Origin of the sequence: Streptomyces herbicida, from assembly GCF_032656585.1 — a bacterium.
In the GTDB taxonomy this organism is placed as follows: Bacteria; Actinomycetota; Actinomycetes; order Streptomycetales; family Streptomycetaceae; genus Streptomyces; species Streptomyces herbicida.
This window is the reverse complement of sequence record NZ_JAUYWJ010000018.1, coordinates 52,483-74,712: the sequence shown is the minus strand read 5'-3', so window position 1 is coordinate 74,712 and position 22,230 is coordinate 52,483. Positions and strand designations below refer to the sequence as shown.

The window sequence follows — 22,230 nt, the reverse complement described above, 5'->3', positions numbered from 1 at the left end:
CGCGTCCTCACGGGAAGGGGTGGGGGTCGAGGGGCAGTTCGTCGCGGCGTGGCGGGCGGGCGGTGCGGCCCAGCCGGTGGGGCACCTCCAGCAGGCGGTCCAGTCCCGCGGTACGGCGGTTGACGTGCCCGAAGGTCATCGGAAGCGTGCCGGGGACGATCACCTTGGCGCAGTGCAGCCCCAGCCGGTCCCGCACGCCGGGCTCGTCCTGCGTGACCGCGATGACCTCCACGCCCTCGCCGGCCAGCCGATCCACGGTCCGCTCCAGCAGCAGTGTCAGGTCGGCCGCCGGCTCGGGCGCCCCCGGCCACCGCTCGTGCCACGGCGCCTCCGCCGGGCCGGTGAACAGGAACTCCATCCGGGGCTGCGCCTGCGGCAGGGTGTTGAGGCCGACGTGGTCGTCGAGGCCCAGCACCAGCTCGGGGTGGTCCAGCATCGGGCGCAGCCGCTCCGGGTCCCGTGGACCGCCCGGAGCCGAACGGCGGGCGGCCTCCTGGACGTTGGTGACCACCTCGGCCGCCGCCGAGCGGATCGCCACCCGGGGGTCGTGGTGGGCGCCGGCGGCCAAGAAGGCGCGGGGCGCGCCGGGATGCGTGCCCTCGTAACGGCAGAGCGAGATCACCGCCGGAACGCCCAGGTCGTTGGTGGCGTCCAGCAAGGTCAGGCGGTAGCGCAGCAGTGCGGCGCGGTCGGCCAGGGCGGTGACCTCCGAGTCGTCGAGGGGGACGGCGACCCTGGGCAGCGGTGTGCGCGCGTACCAGGCCATCAGGAAGGCATCGCGTTCGGCGACTTCGAACAGCCCGTACAGCGCGGCCTCTTGGGGGCTGTTGCCCAGTCCGCAGCCGTTGGAGGACTCGTACACCACCCGCGGCCGGTCCGGCCCCGGTACGTCCCAGTACGCCACATGCTCGGGCACCGCCACCGCCCGGCACTCGGTGAGTGACCAGCCGTACACCCAGCCGAACGCGAGGTCCGGGGAATACGGCACGGTCCGGCGGGCGGGGTGGCCGTCGAACTCGGGATCCGGCAGGCCGAGCCGGACGGGGTCGAGCACGGCCATCTCTCCCGCGGCGACGAGGTCGGTGTAGGAGGCGTGGAGGACGGTGCGGCGGCCGGTGGGCCGCATCCCGGCGAATCGCTCCACGCTCTCGAAGAGGGCGACGCGTTCGCTGGAGCGGAAGTCGCCCGACCGGCCATGACCGCCGTCGTCGACGAAGCGGCCGTCCGTCACCCAGGCGGTGGTCAGCGCGAACGCGGAGTCCTCGGTCCTGAAGAGCCGGCGCACCGGCCCGAACCGCTCGTCGTGCAACTCGGCGCGCAAGCGGGCGAGCGTGGAGAGGGCGTTGGGGCCGCGCAGCACCGCCGGGTCGGGCACCGGACGGGGTGCGGCCGGCAACCGGGCGTCGACGGGCGAGTCGTCCGGCAACGGCCGGCAGACCGTGCAGCCACCGACCGGCCGGATGCGGTGGGTGGACCAGAGGTACCGGTCGCCGTGGAGAATGTGGACGACGGCCCGGTCGACCGGGACCGGGTCGGGGACGTCGAGGGCGGGGTCGGCGGGGCCGGATGCGGGTTGGGCGTCGCGGTCGACAGCGGGCGGCTCCGCTTCGAGCGGGTCGGCCGTCAGCAGGTCTGCCGCGAGCCGGAGCGCCGCCTCGGCCAGCGGCGGGGTCCCGGTGCCGCCGAGCGCCAGCCGTGGGCTGTGCCACGGCACCCGGCCGCCCGCGGTGGCCAGCCGCTGATACTCCGCGCAGCCGAGGCACGCCCACGCCCCGGGGCGGAGTACAGGCCCTATCACGGTCAGCGCCCCGTCTTCACGCACCGGCACGAACCTGACCGGATGGTCCAGGGCGTGCCGGCTGAGCCGCTCGGCCAGCCCGAGGTCCCACGCGGTCAGCCACACGACCGCGGCGCCCTCGACGGTCGCGAGTGCCGCCCCCGGATCGAGCACGGGGACGGCGATCGCAGAGGGGGTGGGGACGGCGTACGGGGCGACGGTGTTCATCGGGGGCCTCCCGGACCGTTCAGGACGGTGAATCCGCACGCGCGCAGGGCATCGGTGAGCTGGGGGTGGCCGGTGCCCCGCCAGGGTGCGGGGCGCAGGCCGGTCAAGCGGCGCAGGGCGGCGCGCAGGGCCGGTTCCCGGGCGGCGATCCCGGCCAGCCAGGCGTCGGTCCAGCCCTCGTCCACCCAGTCGGCCGGCTCTACGCCTGCCACGGCGAGCGGAGCCGCGGCGCCGCTGAACGCGGTGTGCCGCGCCCGGTCCGGCACGTGCTGTGCCGCCATCACGCGCGTGACCGCGTCGAGGGCGGCGAGGGCCACGGCGTCGGCCGCGGTGGCCTCGACGGCGCGGCTCACCGTGACCGGGGCGGCGCCGGTGCCGGTCGAGGCCGACCCGACCCGGACGACGGCCGCATAGGCTTCTTCGGAGTCGAGTTGACGGACCGACAGATCGGTGGACCGGCCCATGCGTTCGGTCAGCACGGTCCACCAGTGGCGAGCCTGCGGGTGCGTGCGCCAGATGTCGGCCTCGATGTCGTCGGCACGGGCGCCGACCGCGACCGGTTCCGCCTCCGACGCGGTGGGGGTGGCTCCTGGCCCGGGGTGGTCGAGGACGGCACGGCGCAGTGCCCTGCCGTGGGCGTGGTCGGGGTCCGCTCCGACGACCGGGGTCGACGAGCCGTCGGCGAGGGCGAGTTCGGCGGCCCGGCAGGCCGCTTCCAACCGGGCCAGGTCGGCCCGGACCGCACCGGCGACCAGGAGTCCCTGCGGGGTACGGCAGGATGTGAGCGATGCGGGGAGCTGCGGGAGGTCCCCGGGCATCGGTGCGGCGAGCACTCCGAGCCGCGGGTCGCCCAGGGCGGTGACCCGGCGCAGGGCCTCCCCGAGGTCCGCGGCGGGCGGGGCGTCCGTTCCCTGGCGGGCGCCGCGCGGGGCCGCCGCCCACGGGTGGTACGTCGCCTCCGGCGGCTCGGCGCGGGCGATCAGCACGGCCGGATGTCCGGCAGTCGCCGTGCCGGAGGCGTCCTCGTGCACGGCAGGGTCGGGCAGGCCCATGACGGCCGCGAGCAGCCGCCCGGCCGCGGCGCCGGCGAGCAGTGCGACATGCGTGGGGGACAGTCCCCCGACCATGCCAAGGGCAGAGGCGGGTGTGCCGGTGCCGAGGCGGGTGGCGAGGGCGTCGGCGTCGGCGCGGACCCGGTTCGGGGACCCGGGTTCGGTGACGAAACCGCCGTCGGCGTCGCAGGACACGGCCAGCGCCACGGCCCCGGACGGTGCTTCGGCCGTTGCCACAGCCCGGCCGGCGGGCAGACTCCCGTCGGCGGTGACCCGCGGGTTCGCCCCCGCACTGCGCAGCGCCCGAACGAGGCTCACGGCAAGAGGGCCTTCGGGATGCGGTGTGGCGACGACCGGTCGTGCGGTCCGGATCGCGTCGACCGCCTCGGCCGGGTGAGCCGCCGACGAACCCGGCCAGGGCGGGAGTTCGGCGCCGTCCGGGTGCTCGACCACCAGGTCGTGCTCGCGCAATCGGGCCGCAAGCGTGGCGAGCGCGGCCTGCACCCGGGCCTCGGCTCGACCGCTCACGGCGGCCGTTGCCCCGGCGCCGTCCCGTGCTCCTGTTCCGGCCGGGGCTCTTGCTTCGGCCCGTGCTCCTGCTTCGTCCTGCGGGCGGGCGTCGGCCTCCGAGCGGGCGTCGTAGTGCGAGCAGGCGTCGGCCGGGCCGCCGGCGTCCGCCAAGGCGCCGGTGCGCGTGTCGCCGTCCACCCGGGCATCGGCCGGTGCGTCGCCGTCGCCCCTCACCGTGCGGTCCGGAGAGAGCCGGTCTGCGAGCAGCTGCCACAGGGCCGGCAGTGCGCGGCTGCCCTCCAGCGTGACGGCGACGCCGCGGCCGCGCAGGTGCAATCCCGTCAGCAGCGGGGTGACGGCAACGCCGGGCCGTAGCCGAAGGCGCGATTCCGGCCGGAGCCCCGGCGAGACGGGCGTTGCGGGCGCCGACGCGACGTGGACTGCGGGCGCCGACGTGACGAGGGCTTCGGGCACCGGCGGTGCGGGCTCCCCACCCAAAGCGGGGTCCGGGGACTCCGGGGCCGTGCCGGCCGCGGCGGCGGGGGTGGTGGTCATGACGAACCCTCCACTGCCGCGATCACCTCGTCGATACGGCCCTGCCAGGAGTGCCCGGTGAGCTCCGGCACCGTGCGCACGACCAAGTGCGCGGCGAGGTACCGCTCCACCGGTCGTACGTCGCAGATCGCGAACAGCCGGTAGAGCGCGTTCGTACACGCCCGGTAGATCAGGTAGTCGGGCCGAGTCCACATCGCTCCCCGCGGGTCCGAGCGGCGCAGCCGCCGGTGGAACTCGCTGTAGCGGGTACGGACGTCCTGGTTCCAGCGGTCGGCCACCGTCTCGTCGCCGAGCATCGCCGCTCGGTCCCGGTACTCCAAGGGGTCGCCCGCGAAGTCCGCGCCCGCCGCGAACCGTTGCGCGGTGATACGCCACGCCTGCGCGGACCAGTCGGCCCAGGCGCGTTCCCAGCCGGCCGCCCCGCCGTCCGTGATCCGCCCGACCAGGGAGGTGACGGCCGGCCCGGTGGCCTCCCACCGGCGCTCGAAGGCCGCGCGCAGCCGCCCGTCCGCGTCCTCGTAGAGCAGGAAGTCCTCAAGGTGCGACACGAACGAGTAGTGGCCGCCGATCAGCCCCTCCGGGTGCGCCGCGGCGTGCGCGGCCAGCGCCGCGACCGCGAGCTGCACGCGGGCGGCTGGCGCGTCGCCGTGCCCGCCCAGGAACGCGCACCCGGTGTCGAGCGCCGGCAGGCCCAGCGCCAGCAGGTCGTCGCGGAGCCGGACCCCGTCGGGCCCGATCAGGGCGCGCAGGGACGACTGGTCCACCGGCTCGACGCGGACGGTGCCGTCCGGTACGAGCGGACCGTACGGCGGGGCGATCAGCTCGGCGCGGCCTGCCACGGCGGCTTGGGCGAGGAGTTCCTCGTCGGTGATGTGGGCGGCCGTGGGGTGGTCGGCGGCCCAGTTCCGCAGGGCAGCCGTGGCGTACTCGGCCGTGGCCGCCACCCGGTGGGGTGCGCCGTGCAGCCGGAGCCGTACGTGTGGGCCGTACAGCCAGTGGCGCTCGACGTGCGCGGTCAGGCCCTCGGCGACGGCTCGGTGGGCCAACGGCAGTACCGCCTCGCGCAGCAGCGGGGCCTTGTCGGCGCGATAGTCGTACAGGACGACGTCGAGGGCCTCGGCGGAGCCGGGCGCGGTGGTATCCGGCGAGGTCGGGGTGGGTCCAGGGCCGGCCGGGGCGTTCATCGGGTGCCTCCTCGGCGGGGTGCGGGCGGGGCGGAGGGCCGGGGCGCGGCGCGGTCGGCCGTGGGGTGGCGTGCCGGACGGTACGTCTCGACGACGGACTCAACGGCATGGACGGGCTGGTCCCGGCCGCCGAAGGCGGGCAGGGCCTCCTCCAGAACGACGCCCTGGGGATGGCGCGCCAGCCAAGTGCGCAGGCAGCGCAGGTGCAGGGCGTTGCCGAGGTCGAGCGGCTGCGGCTTGGGTGCCCGCAGCCGCGCGAGGAAGTCGTCGACGGCGCGCCCGGCCGTGGGCCGCGGTGCCGCGTGCAGGAAGAGCTGTTCCGGCAGCTCGAGCAGGGCCCGCCAATGGGCCACCGCGGCGGCCGGAACCTCCCGCTCCTCCGCGGTGAGGTCGGCGCGCAGCGCGTCGAGCACACCCGGGCCGAGGTGCCAGCGGCGCCGGGCCAGCACCAGGTGGCGGTGGCGCAGCCGCGGCGTACGGACCACCTGACCGCCCGGCGCCGCCATGGCGTGCCGGGGCAGCAGGGGGCGGAAGTCCACCACTCCAGCGGGATGATCGGAGAGGAACGGGCCGAGCCGCCCCGGCAGCATGATCGGGGCGAGGAAGCCCAGGTAGAGCACGTCCAGCGGGTCGCCGGTCGCCCGTACGCGAAAGCGCAGTCGGTCGGTGGCCCGGTCGTGGACGAGGTCGAGGTCGGCCTCGGTGAGGGCGACCCGGCCGCGGTCGGGTCCGATCTCCTCGGGGAGCAGCAGCGGGTGGAGGTTGGCGTTGAACCCGCCCACCGGCCGGACCTGGGCCGCCCGTTCGCGGGTACCGAGGCCGCGCCGGACGCGCTCGCGGACCGCGGCCGCGGCGCTCGCGGGCAGAGCGTCGAGGAAGCGGCTGGTGAACCGGCCCCAGCCGCCGTAGACGTGGTTGAGGCACAACAACCCGTCGCCAGGCACGCGTTGGACGAAGTGGGAGTAGCTGAGCGGTCGTGCGGCCGTCCAGTCGGGCAGCCGGGCGGCGAGGGTGCGGACGGGGCCGCCCGGCAGGACGATCTCGGGGGCCGTGTCCCCTGCCTGTCCTGCCGCCTGCCGTGCCAGTGCGGCGAACTCCTCCCGCAGCCGCGCGAGTTCGATCAGCCCAGTGGGCAGTCCGGGTGAGTCGGAGGACTGGCCCACGAGGCGGCCGGCTTCTTCCCAGGCGGCGGAGGTGTCGGCGCCGAAGTCCCACGGATCGCGGCAGGTGCCGCCCTCACCGTAGCGGGCGACGAAGCGGTCCCGGGCCACCCGGCTCATCACGTGCCCGAGGTCGAACAACTCGGCCACGGCGGTGAGTTCGGTGAGCGCGGCATGGTCGGTCGGGGTGAGCGGGTCGTACCCGGTGCGCCGGTCCTCGTCCAGGCTCGATGAGGCGGGCGGGCGGCGCGAGGACACGGGATCGGGCGCGACGACGTCCTCGGTGAGGACCGTCAGCGGGGCCGCCTCCGGCGGGACGGCCCGGCCGGTGTCGGCGAGCAGTTCGCGCCAGCGGCAGGCCAGGCCGGCGAGCAGGGCGGGGCGCTCGGCGGCGGGAGTGTCGGCGAACTGTTGTGTGTCGTGGGCGAGTCGGGTGATCCGGTCCGCCAGGACGGCGTCCGCGGGCCACTGGCGCAGCCAGTCGGCGAGCGCCAGGAGCGGGGCGGTGTGCTGGAGGTCGACGGGCTCGGCGGGCACGAGCAGCCCCGAGTCGGCGAGGCGGTCCACAAAACCCGCGACGGCGGAGTCGTCCGGAGTACGGCCCAGGTCGGCGGCGAGCCGGGCGGTCAGCGTGCCGAGGGCGAGCGGCCGGTCGGCGAGGGCGGCTGACAGCGTGTCCAGCGCCGGGCGGGCGGCCACCTCGACCTCGTCCTCGCGGGTGACCAGGTACGCACCGCCGGCGAATACCGCCTCCGCGCGGGCGAAGCGGGCCCGTCCGTCGGCCACCCGTGCGGTGCTCGTCATGTGGTGGGGGAGGGCGCGGCGGCGGCGCGGCTCGTCGAGCAGGGCCGCGGTGAGCGCGGTGACGAGGGTGCGGTTCTCCTTCACGACGGAGGTCAGCGGGGCGGTGGACGCGGTCCCGAGCTCCAGCACAGGGGTAGCCGGGGCGGCCGTTTCCTCGGCCCGCCCAGTGGCCCACCCGACGGCGGTGAACCACGACAGCGGACTCGTCTTCGCGCTGGCCCGCAGAGCGTGGCGCAGCACCGAGGCCTCTTCCTTGCGTGCCCGCCGCCCGGTCTCGCCCCGGCCTGCCCTGTCCACCGCCCTCAGCAGGTCGGCGCTGGTCAGGGCGATGGCCCGGGTGAAGGCAGGAGAGCGGCAGAGGTCGGCCAGCGCGGCGCGCTCAGCGGTCAGGGCGGGCGGGACGGCGACAGCCAGCTCGTCGAGCAGCCGGGCGCGCAGCTCGCGCAGGGCAAGCCAATCTGCGAGCCGCGGCACCCGGTCGGGCAGGGCGCCGAGCCTGCCGAGGAGAACGGGGCGGGGCTCGCGGCCGTTGTGCAAGGCGCGGCGGAGCGGGAGAACCACCTGGCGGTGGAAGGCCTCGTCATGGCCGGCGCGCGTAGCGAAGAGGTCGTCGGACAGGACGGCGCGCAGGGCTGCGTCCTCGGCGGCCAGGGCCGTGAGCCGGGCGAGCAGTGCCCGTACGTGGGCTGCGGGAGCGGTCTCGGCGGGGTAGGGGAGCACGGTCGTACGGACGAGGGCGTACGGCGCGGTCCGGTCGTACGGGTCCGCCGGGCCGAGCGGGTCCGCCTGGTCGGCGTGGTCGGGCGGCGGCACGCTCACCGGGGCTGCCGACGGGGCGGAGTACGGCATGACGGGGCCTCCCGGTGTACGGCTCGGAGGGGGCGGAAGCGGCGGAGCAGACTGAATCGATGGAGCGGGCGGGACTGCGCGGATCGCTTCAGCGGACCGGGCGGAACCCGGTGGCTCGCATCGGCATCGGCGGGTGGGCGTGGGGTCGTGCGGCCGCCGGCTCGTCCGGTCCTGTCCGGCCGGCCGCACGGGAGTCGTGGCCCCCGGCCTCATGGGAGGCGAGGCCGGGGGCGCATTAGTAAGGCAGGTCGGGCAGCGTGGGCTGGGCGCACGAGGAGGAGCCACAGGAACACGAGCTCGCTCCGCCGGAGGCGCCCGTCTCGGGCAGCGCGACAGTGTCCCGCAGGGCGGTGACGGTCAGCTCGCCGAGGTCCAGGTCTTCGAGCGCGAGGAGGTCCTCGCGGTGGTCGGGCATATGAGGCCCTTCAGGTTGAGGAACGGTGTCCGGGGTGAGAACGCCGTCAGTGGACGATGGGCGTGACCACGACGGGCGTGTCCACCTGCGGCGGCGCACACGACGACGAGCCCTGGCACGAGCAGGAGCCCCACGAGGCGCCGTTCTCAGGGAGCGCGGCGGTGTCGCGCAGCGAGGTCACGGTCAGGTCGGAGAGGTCCAGGTCCGCGTCCAGGGCGAGGTCCTGGAGCTCCAGGGCATCCTGCTGGTTTGTGGTACGGGACATGACAAACTCCATTCAGGGGGAGGTGGAGAGGGAAACGCGCCAATGGAACGGCGGCGCGCAACATGCCACGACATAGACATGTAAGAAGATTCCGCTCGAATTTGAATAGAGTGTCCGAACGGCCGTTCGATGTACAGCGGCGAGTTGTGGTGTCGGGAGAGCCCGGCAGCAAGGCCAACTCGCTTCGTTCGCCCTCAGCGGCTCTCGCGCAACTTCCGCTTCCGTGCAGCTGCGCGACAGTGGCCGAGGCAGTCGTCAAGCGGCGGGTGCTCGTAAGCGTTGGGGGCGTCGGAGGCACGGCATGGTGATGCTTCCGCCCGGCTGGGGCCTCGGCGTACGCAGCCCGATTGCCGTGCCGTGCCGAGGCGCGGCAACTCCAGAAGTGCCCTCGCCGGTTTCGCGCGTTGAGCAGTTGCACAGGTGCGAAGCGTGTCCACCGCACCTTGGCGTGGTTGCCGCGCAGTGCCTTGGAGCACCAGCGGCGTCGGCCGCGGGGATCGGCGAACAGCCGGCCACCGTCGGGCCCGGGGCAGGCCGGGATGGGGGAACCGTACGAAGGGCTCGTCGTGTCCCGATCAGGGAAGTAGGGAACGCTGAGGTCGCCCGAGGGGCCCGAAGCCTGTCAAGATCAAGTCGCTGACGTGGCCAGACGGACATGCCAGGTCTCTGTCGTGCCCTTCCAGCCGGTTGGCCACCTCGTCGTCGGAGGCGTATTCCGCATCCATGATCCGCTGCACGAGCGTGAACGCCTCCGCGTGGCTCCTCTCCACCTTGCCGCACCTATTGACGGTACTCGTCAACTCTCATACGTTTTCCCCGTGTTAACGGATTGAAACGATTCAATCCATGTCCCGCGACCCAGCCAAGCCTTCTGCTTCACCCACCCCCGTGAAGGAGTACTTCGTTGGCCAGCCAAAGCACTTCTCCCACCCCCGATCAGCCTCCGCTCAGCCGACGCCACTTCCTCGGTGCCGGGTCGGCGCTGGCCGTCGGTGCGCTCGCCACGGGGGCCGTCGGCGCCTTCGCCGACCGCGCGCAGGCGGTTACCGGCGCACCGCGCGCGCAGGCCGTCGACCTGTCCCCGGCCCACTGGATCTGGTACCCGGAAGGCAGTCCGGGCACCGACGCCCCCGCCGGACACCGCTACTTCCGCAGGCCGTTCACCATCGCCGAGGGTACGGTGACCGAGGCGTATCTCGTCGTCACGGGCGACGACACGGTCGACGTGTGGCTCAACGGAAAGCCACTGGCCGGATCCCCAAGGGTCGCAGACTCCTGGCGCACCGCCCTGTACGTGGACCTGGGGCCCGCCGTGACGCCGGGTGCCAACACCCTGGCACTGGCAAGCCGTAACCAGGGCGGCCCTGCGGGTGTCATCGGGCACCTCCGCGTCCGTACCGCGGGCGGAACGACCGACATCGTCACCGGCGACGGCTGGTGGGCGGGCAAGGACGTGCCTGAGGGATGGGAGCTGCCCGGCTTCGACGACGGCCGCTGGCCCACCGCCCGGGATCTCGGCGGGTACGGGATCGCCCCCTGGTACACCGCGGTCGCCGCTCCGGACCTCGCGGCCGCGTCGCCGATGACGGTGGCAGGCTGCACCGTGGAGCACCGCACCAGCCCGCTCGGGGTCGACGCCGCGCGGCCGCGGTTCGGCTGGAAGCTCGACTCGACAGCCTGGCAGCAACGGCAGGCCGGCTATCAGGTCCAGGTCTCGTCCACGCCCGCCGGCAGCGGCGACCTGTGGGACAGCGGTCGGGTCCCGTCCGACCGGCAGATCGACATCGCCTACGCCGGCCGCCGCCTGGCGAGCATGACACGCTATTTCTGGCGCGTGCGCGTCTGGGACACCCAGGGCCGGGCGGGCTCGTGGAGCGAGCCGCAGTGGTTCGAGACCGGACTGCTGGCGCCGGACGACGAGTGGCGCGCCCTGTTCGTCGGCCAACCGGCGGGCCCCGACCTGTCGGATGCCGCCTGGATCTGGTACCCCGAGGGTGATCCCGCGGCAGGGCGTCCCCCCGAGAGCCGCTACTTCCGACGCTCCTTCACCCTGGTGCAGGCGCCTGTCGCCGCGACCCTGCTCGTCACCGGCGACGACAGCGCGGACGTCTGGGTCAACGGAACCCTGGTCAGCGCCTCGCCACGGGTGACCGACTCGTGGAAGAGCGCCGCCCTGGTCGATGTGACCGCCCATCTCAGGAGCGGCGGCAACACGATCGCCGTCGCGGGCCGGAACACGAGCCAGTCCCCGGCCGGACTCATCGCCAAACTGACGGTGACCGGCGGCCCGACGCTCGTCACCGACACGTCGTGGAAGTCGTATCAGAGCGCGCCGACCAACTGGCAGTCCCCCGACTTCGACGACCGCGACTGGCCCGCGGCACGAGCGGCCGGGACGTACGGCCGCGGCCCATGGGGATCCAACGTACGGGTCGTGAGGCCCGCACCACTGCTGCGCAAGAGCTTCACTGTGGGCAAACCGGTGGCCTCCGCCCGGTTGCTGACCACCGCGCTGGGGCTCCACGAGACCCGACTCAACGGTGCGAAGGTCGGTGACGACGTGCTGGCTCCCGGGTGGACCGACTACACCAAGCGCGTGCAGTACAAGGTCTTCGACGTCACCGCACGCATCCGGTGGGGCACGAACGCGCTCGGCGCCTGGCTGGGCAACGGCTGGTACTCCGGCAGCTTGGGCTTCGCCGGCAGCCAGCGGTACGGCACGCAGCCCTGGTATGCCGCGCAGTTGCTCATCACCTTCACCGACGGCACCACTCAACTCGTGGTGACGGACGGCAGTTGGAAGGCCGCCACGGGTGCGATCAGAGCGGACGATCTGTACAACGGCGAGACCTACGACGCGCGTCTGCACGTCAGCGGATGGGACGGCGTCGACTTCGACGACAGCGGCTGGGCAACCGCGGCGGTGCGCGACGGGACCACGCCCCACCTGGTCGCCCAGGTCGACAACGGTGTCACCGTCCAGCACGAGTTCCGTGCCGTGTCGATCACCCAGCCGCAACCGGGAGTGTGGATCTTCGACCTGGGACAGAACTTCACCGGGTGGAACCGCATCGCGCTGCGTGGCGACGCAGGCACGACGGTCGGCATCCGGCACGGCGAGGTCCTCAACCCCGACGGCACGCTGTACACCACCAACCTGCGCGCCGCCCAGGCAACCGACCGGTTCACGCTCGCCGGCACCAAAGGCACCGAGACCTACGAGCCCCGGTTCACCGTCCACGGCTACCGATACGTCGAACTCAGCGGACTCCCAGCCGACTTCAGACCCGAGGACGGCACCGTCATCGGTCGTGCCCTGTGGACCGACGCAGCGCAACCGGGCGCGTTCAGCACCTCGAACCCGCTGATCAACCAGCTTCAGCACAACATCGTGTGGGGCGAACGCAGCAACATGCTCTCGATCCCGACCGATTGTCCGCAGCGGGACGAACGCCTGGGCTGGACGGGCGACATCGCCGCCTTCTGCGCGACGTCCACCTTCAATCTGGACACCCACGCCTTCCTCGCCAAGTTCGTCGACGACCTGACCGACGCCCAGCAGGCCAACGGCGCCTTCACCGACGTCGCACCCGCGGTGATCAACGGATCCGGCACGGCAGGCTGGGGCGACGCGGGCACGGTCATCCCGTACACGCTGTGGCAGCGATTCGGCGACCTCACCGTCGTCGACCAGCACTTTCCGGCGATGGCGAGGTGGGTCGACTATCTGCGCGGCACTGCGGGGAGCGACCTGATACGCGATCAGCAGACCTACGGCGACTGGCTCAACGTCAACGACAACACGGCACAGGACCTCATCTGCACGGCCTACTTCGCCCGGTCGGCCCGGCTGGTGGCACGCATGGCGGCAGCAACCGGCCGTACGGACGAGGCCGCCTCGTACGGGCGCCTCGCCGACCAGGTGGCGGCGGCCTTCACCGCGCGGTTCGTCACCGACGACGGCACCGTCCGCGGTGAAACCCAGACCGGCTACGTACTGGCCCTGGCCTTCGAGTTGCTGCCGGCGCCCCTGGTCCGGTCGGCCGCGGACAAACTGGCATCCAGGGTCGCCGCGGCGGCCGGGCACCTCAGCGTGGGATTCCTCGGCGTCGAGAACCTGCTGCCCGTGCTGGCGGAGCACGGGCACATGGACACCGCGTACCAAATTCTGCTCCAGCGCGGCTTCCCCGGCTGGGGCTACATGATCGAGAACGGCGCCACCACGATCTGGGAGCGCTGGGACGGCATTCGCACCGACGGTTCGTTCAACGACCCGGGCATGAACTCGTTCAACCACTACGGTCTCGGCTCCGTCGGTGACTTCCTCTACCGGCACGTCGGCGGGCTCGCTCCCGCCGGCCCCGGTTACGCCTCCCTGCGCATCGCACCGCGGCCCGGCGGCGGCCTGACCTCCGCCGCAAGTACCTACGAGACTCCGTTCGGCAGCGCGGCGAGCGACTGGTCGGTCTCCGCCGGACGACTGACACTTCATGTCACCGTGCCCGTGAACACCTTCGCTGCCGTGACCGTCCCCACCCCGCGGCCGGAGTCGATCGTCGCCCCCGCCCAGGCGGTCCCCGCGGGTCCGGCGAGCTACCACCTGCCGTCCGGCAGCTACACCTTCACCGCGGGGACCTGAGCCACGGCTGGGCAGGCGTGGGGGCGAGGGACACAAACGTCGTCCCCGCGTCCCAACGGCTCCTGCTGCACGAAGAAGTGACCGAGCGGTGGCCGTGGACACACGACATGGGCGTCCGCCCCATTACAAACGTCGCCGGAATGGGGCACGGGGTCGGGGCTGGTGGTCGCCATCGTAATCGGCGGCGGCGGGTCAGCTTACGGGTACGGATCCCACAGATCCGCGACGCCCGGCTGTCGTTCAAGGCCAAAGGGCTGTTCGGGCTGCTCAGCACCCACCGGGACGGCCGGCGGATGACCGTTGCTCACACCGCGCGCGCTCTCACCGACCTCACACATGCCGGACGGCCGCCGACCGACCCGCCGGTGCATGCCGTGCTGCTGTTCGCGTCCCCGTCGATCGGGGGAGCGGTGCCGACCGCGCCAAAGCTGTCGTAACACTGTGTTGGGTCCGCTGATCGCGCCGCTGTCCTCCGCCGACTCGGCCACTCGGCGGTACGCCGGATGCTCTTTGGGGTTGCGGGCCTGTGGGCGGAGCCTGTTGCGCGGCTGGGCCGGCCGGCGATCGGTTGACTTCAAGGAGAGGCGATCGCGCCTTTGGGGCGTTTCTCGTGAGGAGCAGCCGCTGTGATCAACAGGCGGGACGTAGTGCGGGTAGGCGCACTGGGTGCCTTGGGGACGGGGATGGTGGGTTTGCAGGCCCCACCCGCCGCTGCGTCACCTACCGAGCCGGCGGAGCCGGTCGGCCCCCGGGACTGGAAGCGGCTGGCCGACACGCTGTCATCGCGTTCCACTCTCTACCGGCCAAGGGATTCCAACTACTCACCGCTGGCGCTCCCGTTCAACCACCGCTACGCCGGGATCCACCCCGCTGGAATTGTCGCGTGCGCTACCACCAGGGATGTCAGCGCGGCGGTCCGCTGGGCCCGCGCGGTGGGGCTGCCTGCAGTGCCCCGCTCCGGGCTGGGCCACAACTACGCCGGGTACTCCAGCACCACCGGCCTGCTGCTCAACTTGGCCCGGATGAAAAGCATCGACGTCACCCCGCTGCCGGGCCCCCGCTCCCGGACCCGGACCTACGGTCCGATCAAGGTCACCCATGACGCGGGTACGGTCACCGTGGGGGCCGGGGTCACCAATGGCGACCTGCACCCGCTGCTGGAGGACCGGGGGATTTTCGTGCCGACCGGCCGCTGCCCCTCGGTCGGGGTGGCCGGACTGGTGCTCGGCGGCGGTATCGGCTTCAGTGACAAGATGTTCGGTCTGACCTGTGATCGGCTGGTCTCGACGACCGTGGTGCTCGCCGACGGCCGCGTGGTGGAGGCCAGTCCGGACTTGCATTCCGACCTGTTCTGGGCCTGCCGTGGAGGGGCGGGGAACAACTTCGGTGTCAACACCTCCTTCACGTTCCAGTACGAGCAGTTCCAGGGCAACGTGGGCTTCTACCAGCTGCGGTGGAGCCTGGACTCCGTGGTGCCGGTGATCGCCACCGCGCAGCAGATCGCCCTGAACGGTTTGGACGACAAGCGGTTCCACCTTCGCGTCGGCATCGGGACCCACGGGCTTGCCAGGGACCAGATCCGCGCCAACGCCAACGTCAACGCCATCGGCCAGTACTACGGCCCCCTTGACGAGTTGCGCGCCATCCTGGCTCCGCTGCTGGCCATCGGCACGGCCGAGGAGCGCGCACGCAACAACGCGTCCGTCCGTGAGGTCACTCCCGGTCAGGCGAGCGTGCTGCTGAGCGCCACCACGCCGGTGGACCAGTTCGCCGCCAAGTCGGCGGTTCTCACCTCCCGGACGCTCCTGACTGACAAGCAGGTCGGTGCAGCCGCCGAGAAACTGCTGGACTGGCCGGGCAGCGGCAACGAGGACGGGGCCGGGTTCGCGATGTTCGCCCTCGGTGGCGAGATCAACCAGGTGCCGCCGGACGCGACCGCGTTCGTCCACCGAAACGCCGTGTTCATCTTCGCTGCCGAGACCTCCTGGGCGGACTACGATCCGCCCCGGGTCGAGACCGCCAATCTGCGCTGGCACCGTGAGTTCTACCACGACATTTTCGGCGACACGCCTCCCGACCAGTCGTATCAGAATTTCCCGGATCCGACGCTGAAGGACTGGCGGCGGGCTTACTACGGTGCGAACTACGACCGGCTGGTCAGGGTGAAGCGGAAGTACGATCCGACCGGATTCTTCAGCTATCCACAGGGGATCGGCACCTGACGCTCTCAGACCGACCCCGTATTCCCCGCCGGCAGGCGATGAAATGCCTGCCATCGCATCGAACGAGGGTCGGGGCAAACGAGTAGGTCCCCTCTTTCCAGGGCATCCACACCGGAGCCGAGGAGATCGGTCTCGACCGCGCCCGGACGGCTGCTCGCGGTGGACTGAGTGCACGGCGGTGGGCGGCCGCCGCTGGTGGCGTACCTGTACGACGGCGGCGTACTCGGCGACAGCGACTGCGCGGCGATCCACCTGCAGGAGGGGAATTCCGGTCCTGGCGCTTCGCAGCCCGCGAGGAGATCACCGCCCACTTCCACGCTCTCTCCACGGAGTCACTGTCAGGCGGCCACCGTTCGGCGGATCCGGAAGTCGCTCACACGAGTGAGACCTCCACGCATGGGTGATCACAGCTCAGTTTGGCTGTCAATCATGACGGGATGAGCATTTCCGTGTAAATCATGAAGTCATATAAGATGTACGGCATATCGGCGTGGTTGATCTCGAGTTTGGCATATCCGACATTACGCTGCCGCTGTTGATCAGCAACGCAGAAAGGAATGCCGTGCCTCTCGAGCCCCATCATGGCCGCCGGTCGGCTGCGAAGTCCGTGCTCCCGCGCTTGAGGTCCCGTGCCGGCAGACGCCTGCCACGGCTACGGGCCGCCGCCGTGGCCGGTGCCCTGCTCGCCGGACTGAGTCCGGTGGCGGCCGGTGCGCCACAGGCCGCCGCCGCGACAGGGCACAAGGACGATCCGACACAGTACTGGAACAAGGTACTGCTCCAGACGTTCCGCAATGCGCGGGGCTGGGACGCCTCGCCCGGCAAACTCTCCAGGTCCGGGGCCATTGTCTTCGCGGCTATCTACAACGCCGAGAGCGCCTATCAGTACACGTACGGGACCCTGAAGTACGAGCCGTACCTCAACCGGCCACTGAAGTATGCCGACAAACACTCGCGGCCGGGTCCGGACGAGGAGGAGCGGCTGATCGACCGCACGGCGTACCGGATCATTTCGCAGCTGTACCCGGGTGATCAGGCCTACATCGACGCCCAGTACCGGGCCCGGACCGGCCGCTCCCCTCACTCCTACGACCCCCTCGACCGCCTGGTGGTCGACCCCGTGGTGAGGCAGATCAACAAGGCCCGGGCGGGCGACGGTTCGGACAACCCGGACGTCTACAGTGGCGACCCCACCACACCTGGAGCCTGGCGGCCGACCGGTGAAGAGGCGACGGCTGACGAAGGGGCCTGCAAGCAGCCGAGCGACGCGGTGACCCCGAACTGGGGCAAGGTGAGGCCGTTCGTGCTCCGCTCCGGCTCTCAGTTCCGGCCTCCCACCCTGCGCGGCTTCACCTCCTACGCCGATCTGGTGGCCAGCCCGCAGTACGCCGCCCAGCGCGACGAGGTACGACGGGTCGGTGCCGTCGACTCCACCGAGCGAACCTACAATCAGACCGTCATCGGCTGGTTCTGGGACCATGACCTGAACGGCACCTACCACCCCCCGGGGCAACTGCTCGAACTGACCGGGATCGTCGCCAAGAAGTTCAAGCTCGACAAGTACGAGACCACCCACTTGTTCGCGCTGTCGGCACTGTCGTTGGCGGATGCCGGGATCACGGCCTGGGACTCCAAGTACGACAGCCCGATCAACGAGTGGCGCCCGGTGTCCGCGATCCAGGCGACGGGCGGCGCGAACGCGACCTGGGAGCCTCTCAGCGCGGACCGCGCAGGGACACCGTTCACCCCCTGCTTCCCCGCCTGGACCTCCGGGCACGCCAACTTCACCGCTGCGTGGGCAAGCGCGATGAAGCACTTCTTCGGCCGTGACAAGGTCTCGTTCACCGCACATTCCGAGGACCCGCACACCCTCGTGGCATACCGCAAGTTGAACAGCTTCAGCCAGGTCGCCGAGGAGGGCGAGTTCAGCCGACTCTGGCTGGGCGTGCACTTCCGCTGGGACGCCGAGGACGGGAGGGCGATCGGTACCAACGTCGGTGACTACGTGTTCGCCAACGCGCTGCTGCCGACACGACCGGGCCATCCGTATCAGCACTGAAACGACACCGCGGCCCACGCCCGCGGACGTGGCGAGGCTACTGCACCGCTCCGGACCGGCCGAGCCTGACCAGCCTCCCGTAAGAGGGGCGTCATCGCCGAGGCCACGTGCCTCCTGGCCTTCGCCGACCAGCGTAAACCGACGGAGTCGGGCTCACCCCGAAATCCGTTCGCCCGGAGCGGGCAGTCCTAGTCCCGGCCCATGTGCAGGCCCCTCGTCGCCATCCTCAGTGGCGCAGGCATCTAGGGTCTGTGTGATGTCGTGATCAATCGGCTGCTTGCAGGAGATCTCCGAGCCAGATCATCGAGGCGCGGAGTTCGAGGTCGGCAAGGTAGCTTTCGGGCGTCTTGTCGAAGCGTGTGGCGATGCCGCGCCAGTCCTTCAGCCGGTTGATCAGTCGCTCGACGGTGTTGCGGTCCTGGGCCTGACGGGACTCGCACAGAGCCAGGCAAGGCGGTCACCCGGAGTAGAAGGACCAGGTGGCCAACCGCAGGAAGAAGGGCAGCCGAGGCGGCCGCCCCGGGTCGCACAGGTCGGCCGCACGGTGGGTGCTGGCCCTGGGGCAGTACCGGCGCGGAGGCCACGTCGCGCACATCCTCACCAGACTCGGCTTCACCTCCCGCTCGCAGATCGCCTCCTGGGTGGGAAGAGGTGGCTACGACTTACCGTGAGTCGTAGCCAACCTGCCCCGGCCAGGCAGTGGTTGGGTGGCCGAACAGGTGAAGCTCCTGGTAGATGGGTTGTCGACCAAGATTGGTCCATGGCCACGTCCGCCCACTACCCGTGCGCATGTGGCCTGGTCCGGGGCCGACCGGTTCGGGGAGGTGCGTCGTCACGCGGCGGCGAGTTTGCCCTCGCACAGGAGCACGGCCTGCTGCTCCGCCGCGCGGTCGAACGAGCGGGAAAGGGCCAGGTAGACAACGGCGGTGACGGCAAGCCCGACGAGCCAGGCAATGTCCGTCCCACCCAAGTGCCGGGCTGCTGCGCCGGTGTAGGACCAGCCGCCGAGGTTGGGCAGGACCATGAACGGGATTTGGGCGGCGAATCCGGCCCCGTAGGCTGTCAGGCCTCGCCAGGACCAGGCACCGTAGATCCCGGTGGGCGTGAAAAGGTCGGTGATCGCGTAGTGGCCGCGGCGGACGAAGAAGAAGTCCACCAGGTTGGTGGCCGTCCATGGCACGAGCAGGTAGAGCATCACGGTCAGCGCGGTGAACACGGTGGCGACGGCGCCGGTGGACAGCGACGCTGCGGTGACGTACCAGATGCCGGCCAGGGCGCAAATGGTGACGGTCCGAGCGCGGCGGCCGGGGTTGAAGCTGCGGAAGGAGTCGATCCCGGTAAGTACGGTCAGCGATCCGCCGTAGGCGTTCATGCCCATGGTGGCAACCAGGCTGAGAGCGGACAGCGCGGCTGCCGCGGCACCGAGGCCGGGCACGAAGTGGTCGCCCGCCTGGCGCAGGCCCACCAGCCCGTCGTTCGCGCCCAGACGGATCGCGAGCCATGCGCCCAGGGCGATCAGCCAGATGGCGGAGCCGGAGGCGCCGAAGAACACCGCGGCGATCAGTGCCCGTGGCGAGGTGGTCCGGGGCAGGTAGCGCGAGTAGTCGGAGACATAGGGAGCGTAGGTGATGTTGTACGCGGCGGCGGCGGAGAACTGGGCGGCGAACGCCGGCCAGGTGAAGGCGAAGTGCTGCGAGGAAGCGTGGCCACCGGCGTGTCCGCTGAGTACGCCGATGGTGAGCAGCAGGACCAGGGGCAGCGAGAGGTAGAGCAGCCAGCGGAAGACCCGGTGGAGCCAGTCGTGGCCGTAGACCGCCAGCACTACCGCGATCAGCGACGCGCCGACGGCGATGGCGGTCCGGTTCCAGCCGAAGACCCCGTGCAGGCCGTCGGCGAGCAGCACCTGGTCGGCGACGTTGAAGCCCACGTAGGTGAATAGGGTGGCGGCCAGGGCTGCGGTAACGCCGCGGTAACCGAACTGGGCGCGGGACTGGATCATCTGCGGAAGCCCGAGCACGGGGCCCTGCGAGGCGTGAAAGGCCATGAAGAGGGTGCCGACCGCGATGCCCAGCACCCCGGCCAGGATGGTCGGGCCGAGCGGCAGGCCGAGCGACGGTCCGACGAAGCCCACCGCGACGGTGAAGTACTGGAAGTTGCCGAGGAACCACAGCAGCACCTGGTGCCGCACCCTTCCATGGCGCTCCGTGTAGGGAATCCAGTCGATCGAGCGGGTCTCCACCCCCAGCGTGCCGCTGGATCTGGGGGGCGCCTCGTGTGCGTGCTCGGCATTGGCCATGTCGGTTCACTCCCGGGGAGGATCTGGTGCGGCGGCAGGACTGCTCGCTCTGGCGCGGTCATGTCCAGCGGCGATTTGGCAGGCAAAGATCGTGGTCAGTCCGTACGTGGTGTGCGAGGCTGCCACGGTGGCAGGCGCGCAGGGTCCCAGGTGTCCAGGTGCGCGTTGAAGCGGGCAGGGCGACGTGACCGTGCTTGCGGACGGCGGAGCACAGCAGCGGCAGGGTGGTGGCGCTGCCTCCCGGCTACAAAATGCCCGTTTCGGGCGGGGCGGTGCGGACCAGTGTGCGATGACGACACACTGAGCAGCAATTGTTGTAGTGACGAATAGAACGGGAGCCACCTGTGTCCGACCACAAGATCAGCCAGCTGACCGTGGCGGGGCTCCTCACGCTCCCCGCGCTCAAACTGCGGGTCCTGGCAGGCGCGGCAGGGATGGACCGGCCAGTTGCGTGGGCTCATGTCTCGGATCTGGAGGACCCGACTCCCTGGCTGCTCGGCTCCGAACTGATCATGACGACCGGGACAGCGATCCCGCGGTCCGCGACCGGTCAGGAATCCTATCTGCGGCGGCTCGACCAGGCCGGGGTGTCGGCTCTGGCCATCTCGGCCCGGCTGAACGTCCCACCGCTGTGCGACGCCTTCTTCTCCACGGCGGAAGAATGCGGCATCCCGGTGCTGGAGGTACCCCTGTCAGTCCCGTTCATCGCCGTTGCTCAGGAGGTAGCTGCCGCCGTGCAGGAGGATGCACGGCAAGGACTCGCTGCACAACTGCAGGTGTTCGGGGCATTGCGTTGGATGGCCTCCGATGACCTGGACACCGTGCAGCTTTTCCGGCGTCTGGAGGAGCTTTCCGGCTATCAGGTCTTTGTGTGCACTCCGCAGGGCAGACCGCTGTTGCCGGGGGTGCCGGTCCCCCCGGATCCGGGCGTGCTCCCGGCGTCGGTGGAGGCGGCCCCCATCATCCCGGGCGGCTTCGCGGTGCCCGTGCTCACGCCTGGCGGGGCGGCAGGTTTCCTGGTCGCATTCGAACGAGAGGGCACGCGCCCGGCCGGGCTGGCTGTGGTCCAGCACATCGCGACGGTGGCCGCGCTACAGGTCACCATGCTCCGCCACGAGCGTGAGACGCAGCGGCGAGAAGGCGCTGAAACCCTGGCGGAGTTGCTGCAGGAAGAACTCGACCCGGCAGTGGCGCGGCGCAGGCTGAGGCGACTGGCGATCGAGAACGACGAAGTGGTGTTGCTGGTGGCCCGTCAGGTCGCCGACGAAGCACTGCTGGCTGCCCTCGATGTGCAGCCGTACCTGCTGCTCAAGCAAGGAGGCGACCGCTACCTGCTCGGTTCACCGGACCTGGCAGACATCATCGCGGAACTGCCGGGCGTAGCAGCTGGAATGAGCCGGCCGTTCCAGCCCGGCGAGTCGCTGCGGGTCGCCCGGCGGGAGGCGCTGTCCGCGGTGGCGAAGGCGGTCGAGTCCGGCCGGTGCCTGGTCACATATGGAAGCGACACCACCGATCGGTGGCTGCCAGACGACCCCGCAGTGCTCAGAGCCTTGGTCGAGCATGTGCTCGGTGAGGTTCTGCGGTACGACGCAGAGCACCACTCGACGCTGCTCGTCTCCATCCGCACCTGGATGGAACGCGACCGCCGCACAGACGTCGCAGCGGCCGCGCTGAATGTCCATGCGAACACTCTCGCCTACCGGCTGCGCCGTTTCACTGCGCTGACCGGCCGCGACCTCTCCTCGACCAGCGCGTTCGCCGAGGTGTGGCTGGCGATCCGTGCGGCCGAGCAACTCGGTCTCACCAGCTAACGCAATCACGATGTGCCTGACGCTGTGCTGCGCCCTCCCAGACCGGGTCAGAGCGGGTGGCGCGGCATCCCGGTGCCTGCGCTCGCGGCCGCCTGCCGTCGAGAAGAAGGCAGATCGTGCACCAGACCCGAGGGCCGGTTTCGGCGAGGAGGCTGAGCAGGGCCCGCGGCGCGGGCTGCAGACCGTTTTCGGTGAACCCGAACACGCCTACGGTGTGCGAGGCGATGAAGCCGCCTAGGGCGCCGAGCGACCACACCGACGGCAGCCATCCTGAGCAGTAGCGGCATCCCGGACAGCAGCAGCGTGGCGGCCCCGAAGGCGACGCTCGCCTGAAGCAGGAACAGGGGGGCCGACGACATGGATGTGGCGGTGCCCGTCAACGTAGAGCCGGGCGTGGATGTATC

General features: G+C 71.3%; 14 protein-coding genes and 1 pseudogene. 6 read left to right on the top strand and 9 right to left on the bottom strand.

Annotation, left to right across the window (positions count from 1 at the left end):
- Positions 1-7: 7 nt before the first annotated feature.
- The 7 genes from Q8A52_RS32960 to Q8A52_RS49175 form a co-directional block, all read right to left on the bottom strand.
- Positions 8-2,005, bottom strand: coding sequence for a YcaO-like family protein (locus Q8A52_RS32960; protein WP_316758111.1), 1,998 nt, complete (start codon positions 2,003-2,005; stop codon positions 8-10).
- The gene (locus tag Q8A52_RS32955; RefSeq protein ID WP_316758109.1) at positions 2,002-4,122 is read right to left on the bottom strand and encodes a hypothetical protein; all 2,121 of its coding nucleotides are present in this window, start codon (positions 4,120-4,122) and stop codon (positions 2,002-2,004) included. Before Q8A52_RS32955 ends, Q8A52_RS32960 begins: the two co-directional genes overlap by 4 nt.
- Positions 4,119-5,306: a lantibiotic dehydratase C-terminal domain-containing protein gene (locus Q8A52_RS32950; RefSeq protein ID WP_316758107.1), complete on the bottom strand. Its 1,188-nt coding sequence runs from the start codon at positions 5,304-5,306 to the stop codon at positions 4,119-4,121. Before Q8A52_RS32950 ends, Q8A52_RS32955 begins: the two co-directional genes overlap by 4 nt.
- Entirely contained in the window at positions 5,303-8,119 is a 2,817-nt protein-coding gene (locus Q8A52_RS32945) for a lantibiotic dehydratase (RefSeq protein ID WP_316758105.1), read from the bottom strand. Before Q8A52_RS32945 ends, Q8A52_RS32950 begins: the two co-directional genes overlap by 4 nt.
- Before the next feature lie 235 nt (positions 8,120-8,354).
- Complete coding sequence (locus tag Q8A52_RS32940) at positions 8,355-8,534, bottom strand: thiazolylpeptide-type bacteriocin (protein ID WP_316758104.1); 180 nt, start codon at positions 8,532-8,534, stop codon at positions 8,355-8,357.
- 46 nt (positions 8,535-8,580) lie between these two features.
- Positions 8,581-8,769 (bottom strand): thiazolylpeptide-type bacteriocin, encoded by a 189-nt coding sequence (locus tag Q8A52_RS32935; protein WP_361618396.1) that lies wholly within the window; start codon positions 8,767-8,769, stop codon positions 8,581-8,583.
- Positions 8,681-9,340, bottom strand: a complete 660-nt coding sequence (locus tag Q8A52_RS49175) for a CGNR zinc finger domain-containing protein (RefSeq protein ID WP_408649297.1) — start codon at positions 9,338-9,340, stop codon at positions 8,681-8,683. The genes Q8A52_RS32935 and Q8A52_RS49175 overlap by 89 nt, the downstream gene beginning before the upstream one ends.
- Positions 9,341-9,703: 363 nt before the next feature.
- Between Q8A52_RS49175 and Q8A52_RS32930 the strand changes: the two genes are divergently transcribed.
- From Q8A52_RS32930 to Q8A52_RS32910, 4 genes are all read left to right on the top strand, one after another.
- On the top strand, positions 9,704-13,438 hold the full coding sequence (locus Q8A52_RS32930) for a family 78 glycoside hydrolase catalytic domain (RefSeq protein WP_316758100.1): 3,735 nt from the start codon (positions 9,704-9,706) through the stop codon (positions 13,436-13,438).
- Positions 13,439-13,545: 107 nt separating this feature from the next.
- Positions 13,546-13,875 carry a hypothetical protein gene (locus Q8A52_RS32925; protein ID WP_316758098.1) on the top strand — a complete coding sequence of 110 codons (330 nt, stop codon included), beginning with the start codon at positions 13,546-13,548 and terminating at the stop codon, positions 13,873-13,875.
- A 246-nt stretch (positions 13,876-14,121) separates the two neighbouring features.
- On the top strand, positions 14,122-15,660 hold the full coding sequence (locus tag Q8A52_RS32920) for an FAD-binding oxidoreductase (RefSeq protein ID WP_316758096.1): 1,539 nt from the start codon (positions 14,122-14,124) through the stop codon (positions 15,658-15,660).
- Positions 15,661-16,279: 619 nt separating this feature from the next.
- Positions 16,280-17,719 carry a vanadium-dependent haloperoxidase gene (locus Q8A52_RS32910; protein WP_316758094.1) on the top strand — a complete coding sequence of 480 codons (1,440 nt, stop codon included), beginning with the start codon at positions 16,280-16,282 and terminating at the stop codon, positions 17,717-17,719.
- Positions 17,720-17,984: 265 nt separating this feature from the next.
- On the opposite strand, the pseudogene Q8A52_RS32905 reads toward Q8A52_RS32910, so the two are convergent.
- Positions 17,985-18,140 (bottom strand): annotated as a pseudogene (locus Q8A52_RS32905) (IS5/IS1182 family transposase); the annotation flags it as partial.
- A gap of 58 nt (positions 18,141-18,198) precedes the next feature.
- On the opposite strand from Q8A52_RS32905, the gene Q8A52_RS32900 reads away from it, so the two are divergent.
- Entirely contained in the window at positions 18,199-18,390 is a 192-nt protein-coding gene (locus tag Q8A52_RS32900; protein ID WP_316758092.1) for a hypothetical protein, read from the top strand.
- A gap of 161 nt (positions 18,391-18,551) precedes the next feature.
- Here Q8A52_RS32900 and Q8A52_RS32895 read toward each other — a convergent pair whose 3' ends face one another.
- Positions 18,552-20,015 (bottom strand): purine-cytosine permease family protein, encoded by a 1,464-nt coding sequence (locus Q8A52_RS32895; RefSeq protein ID WP_316758090.1) that lies wholly within the window; start codon positions 20,013-20,015, stop codon positions 18,552-18,554.
- Between the two features lie 344 nt (positions 20,016-20,359).
- Here Q8A52_RS32895 and Q8A52_RS32890 point away from each other — a divergent pair, with 344 nt between their 5' ends.
- Positions 20,360-21,826 (top strand): PucR family transcriptional regulator, encoded by a 1,467-nt coding sequence (locus Q8A52_RS32890; RefSeq protein ID WP_316758088.1) that lies wholly within the window; start codon positions 20,360-20,362, stop codon positions 21,824-21,826.
- Positions 21,827-22,230 lie beyond the last annotated feature (404 nt).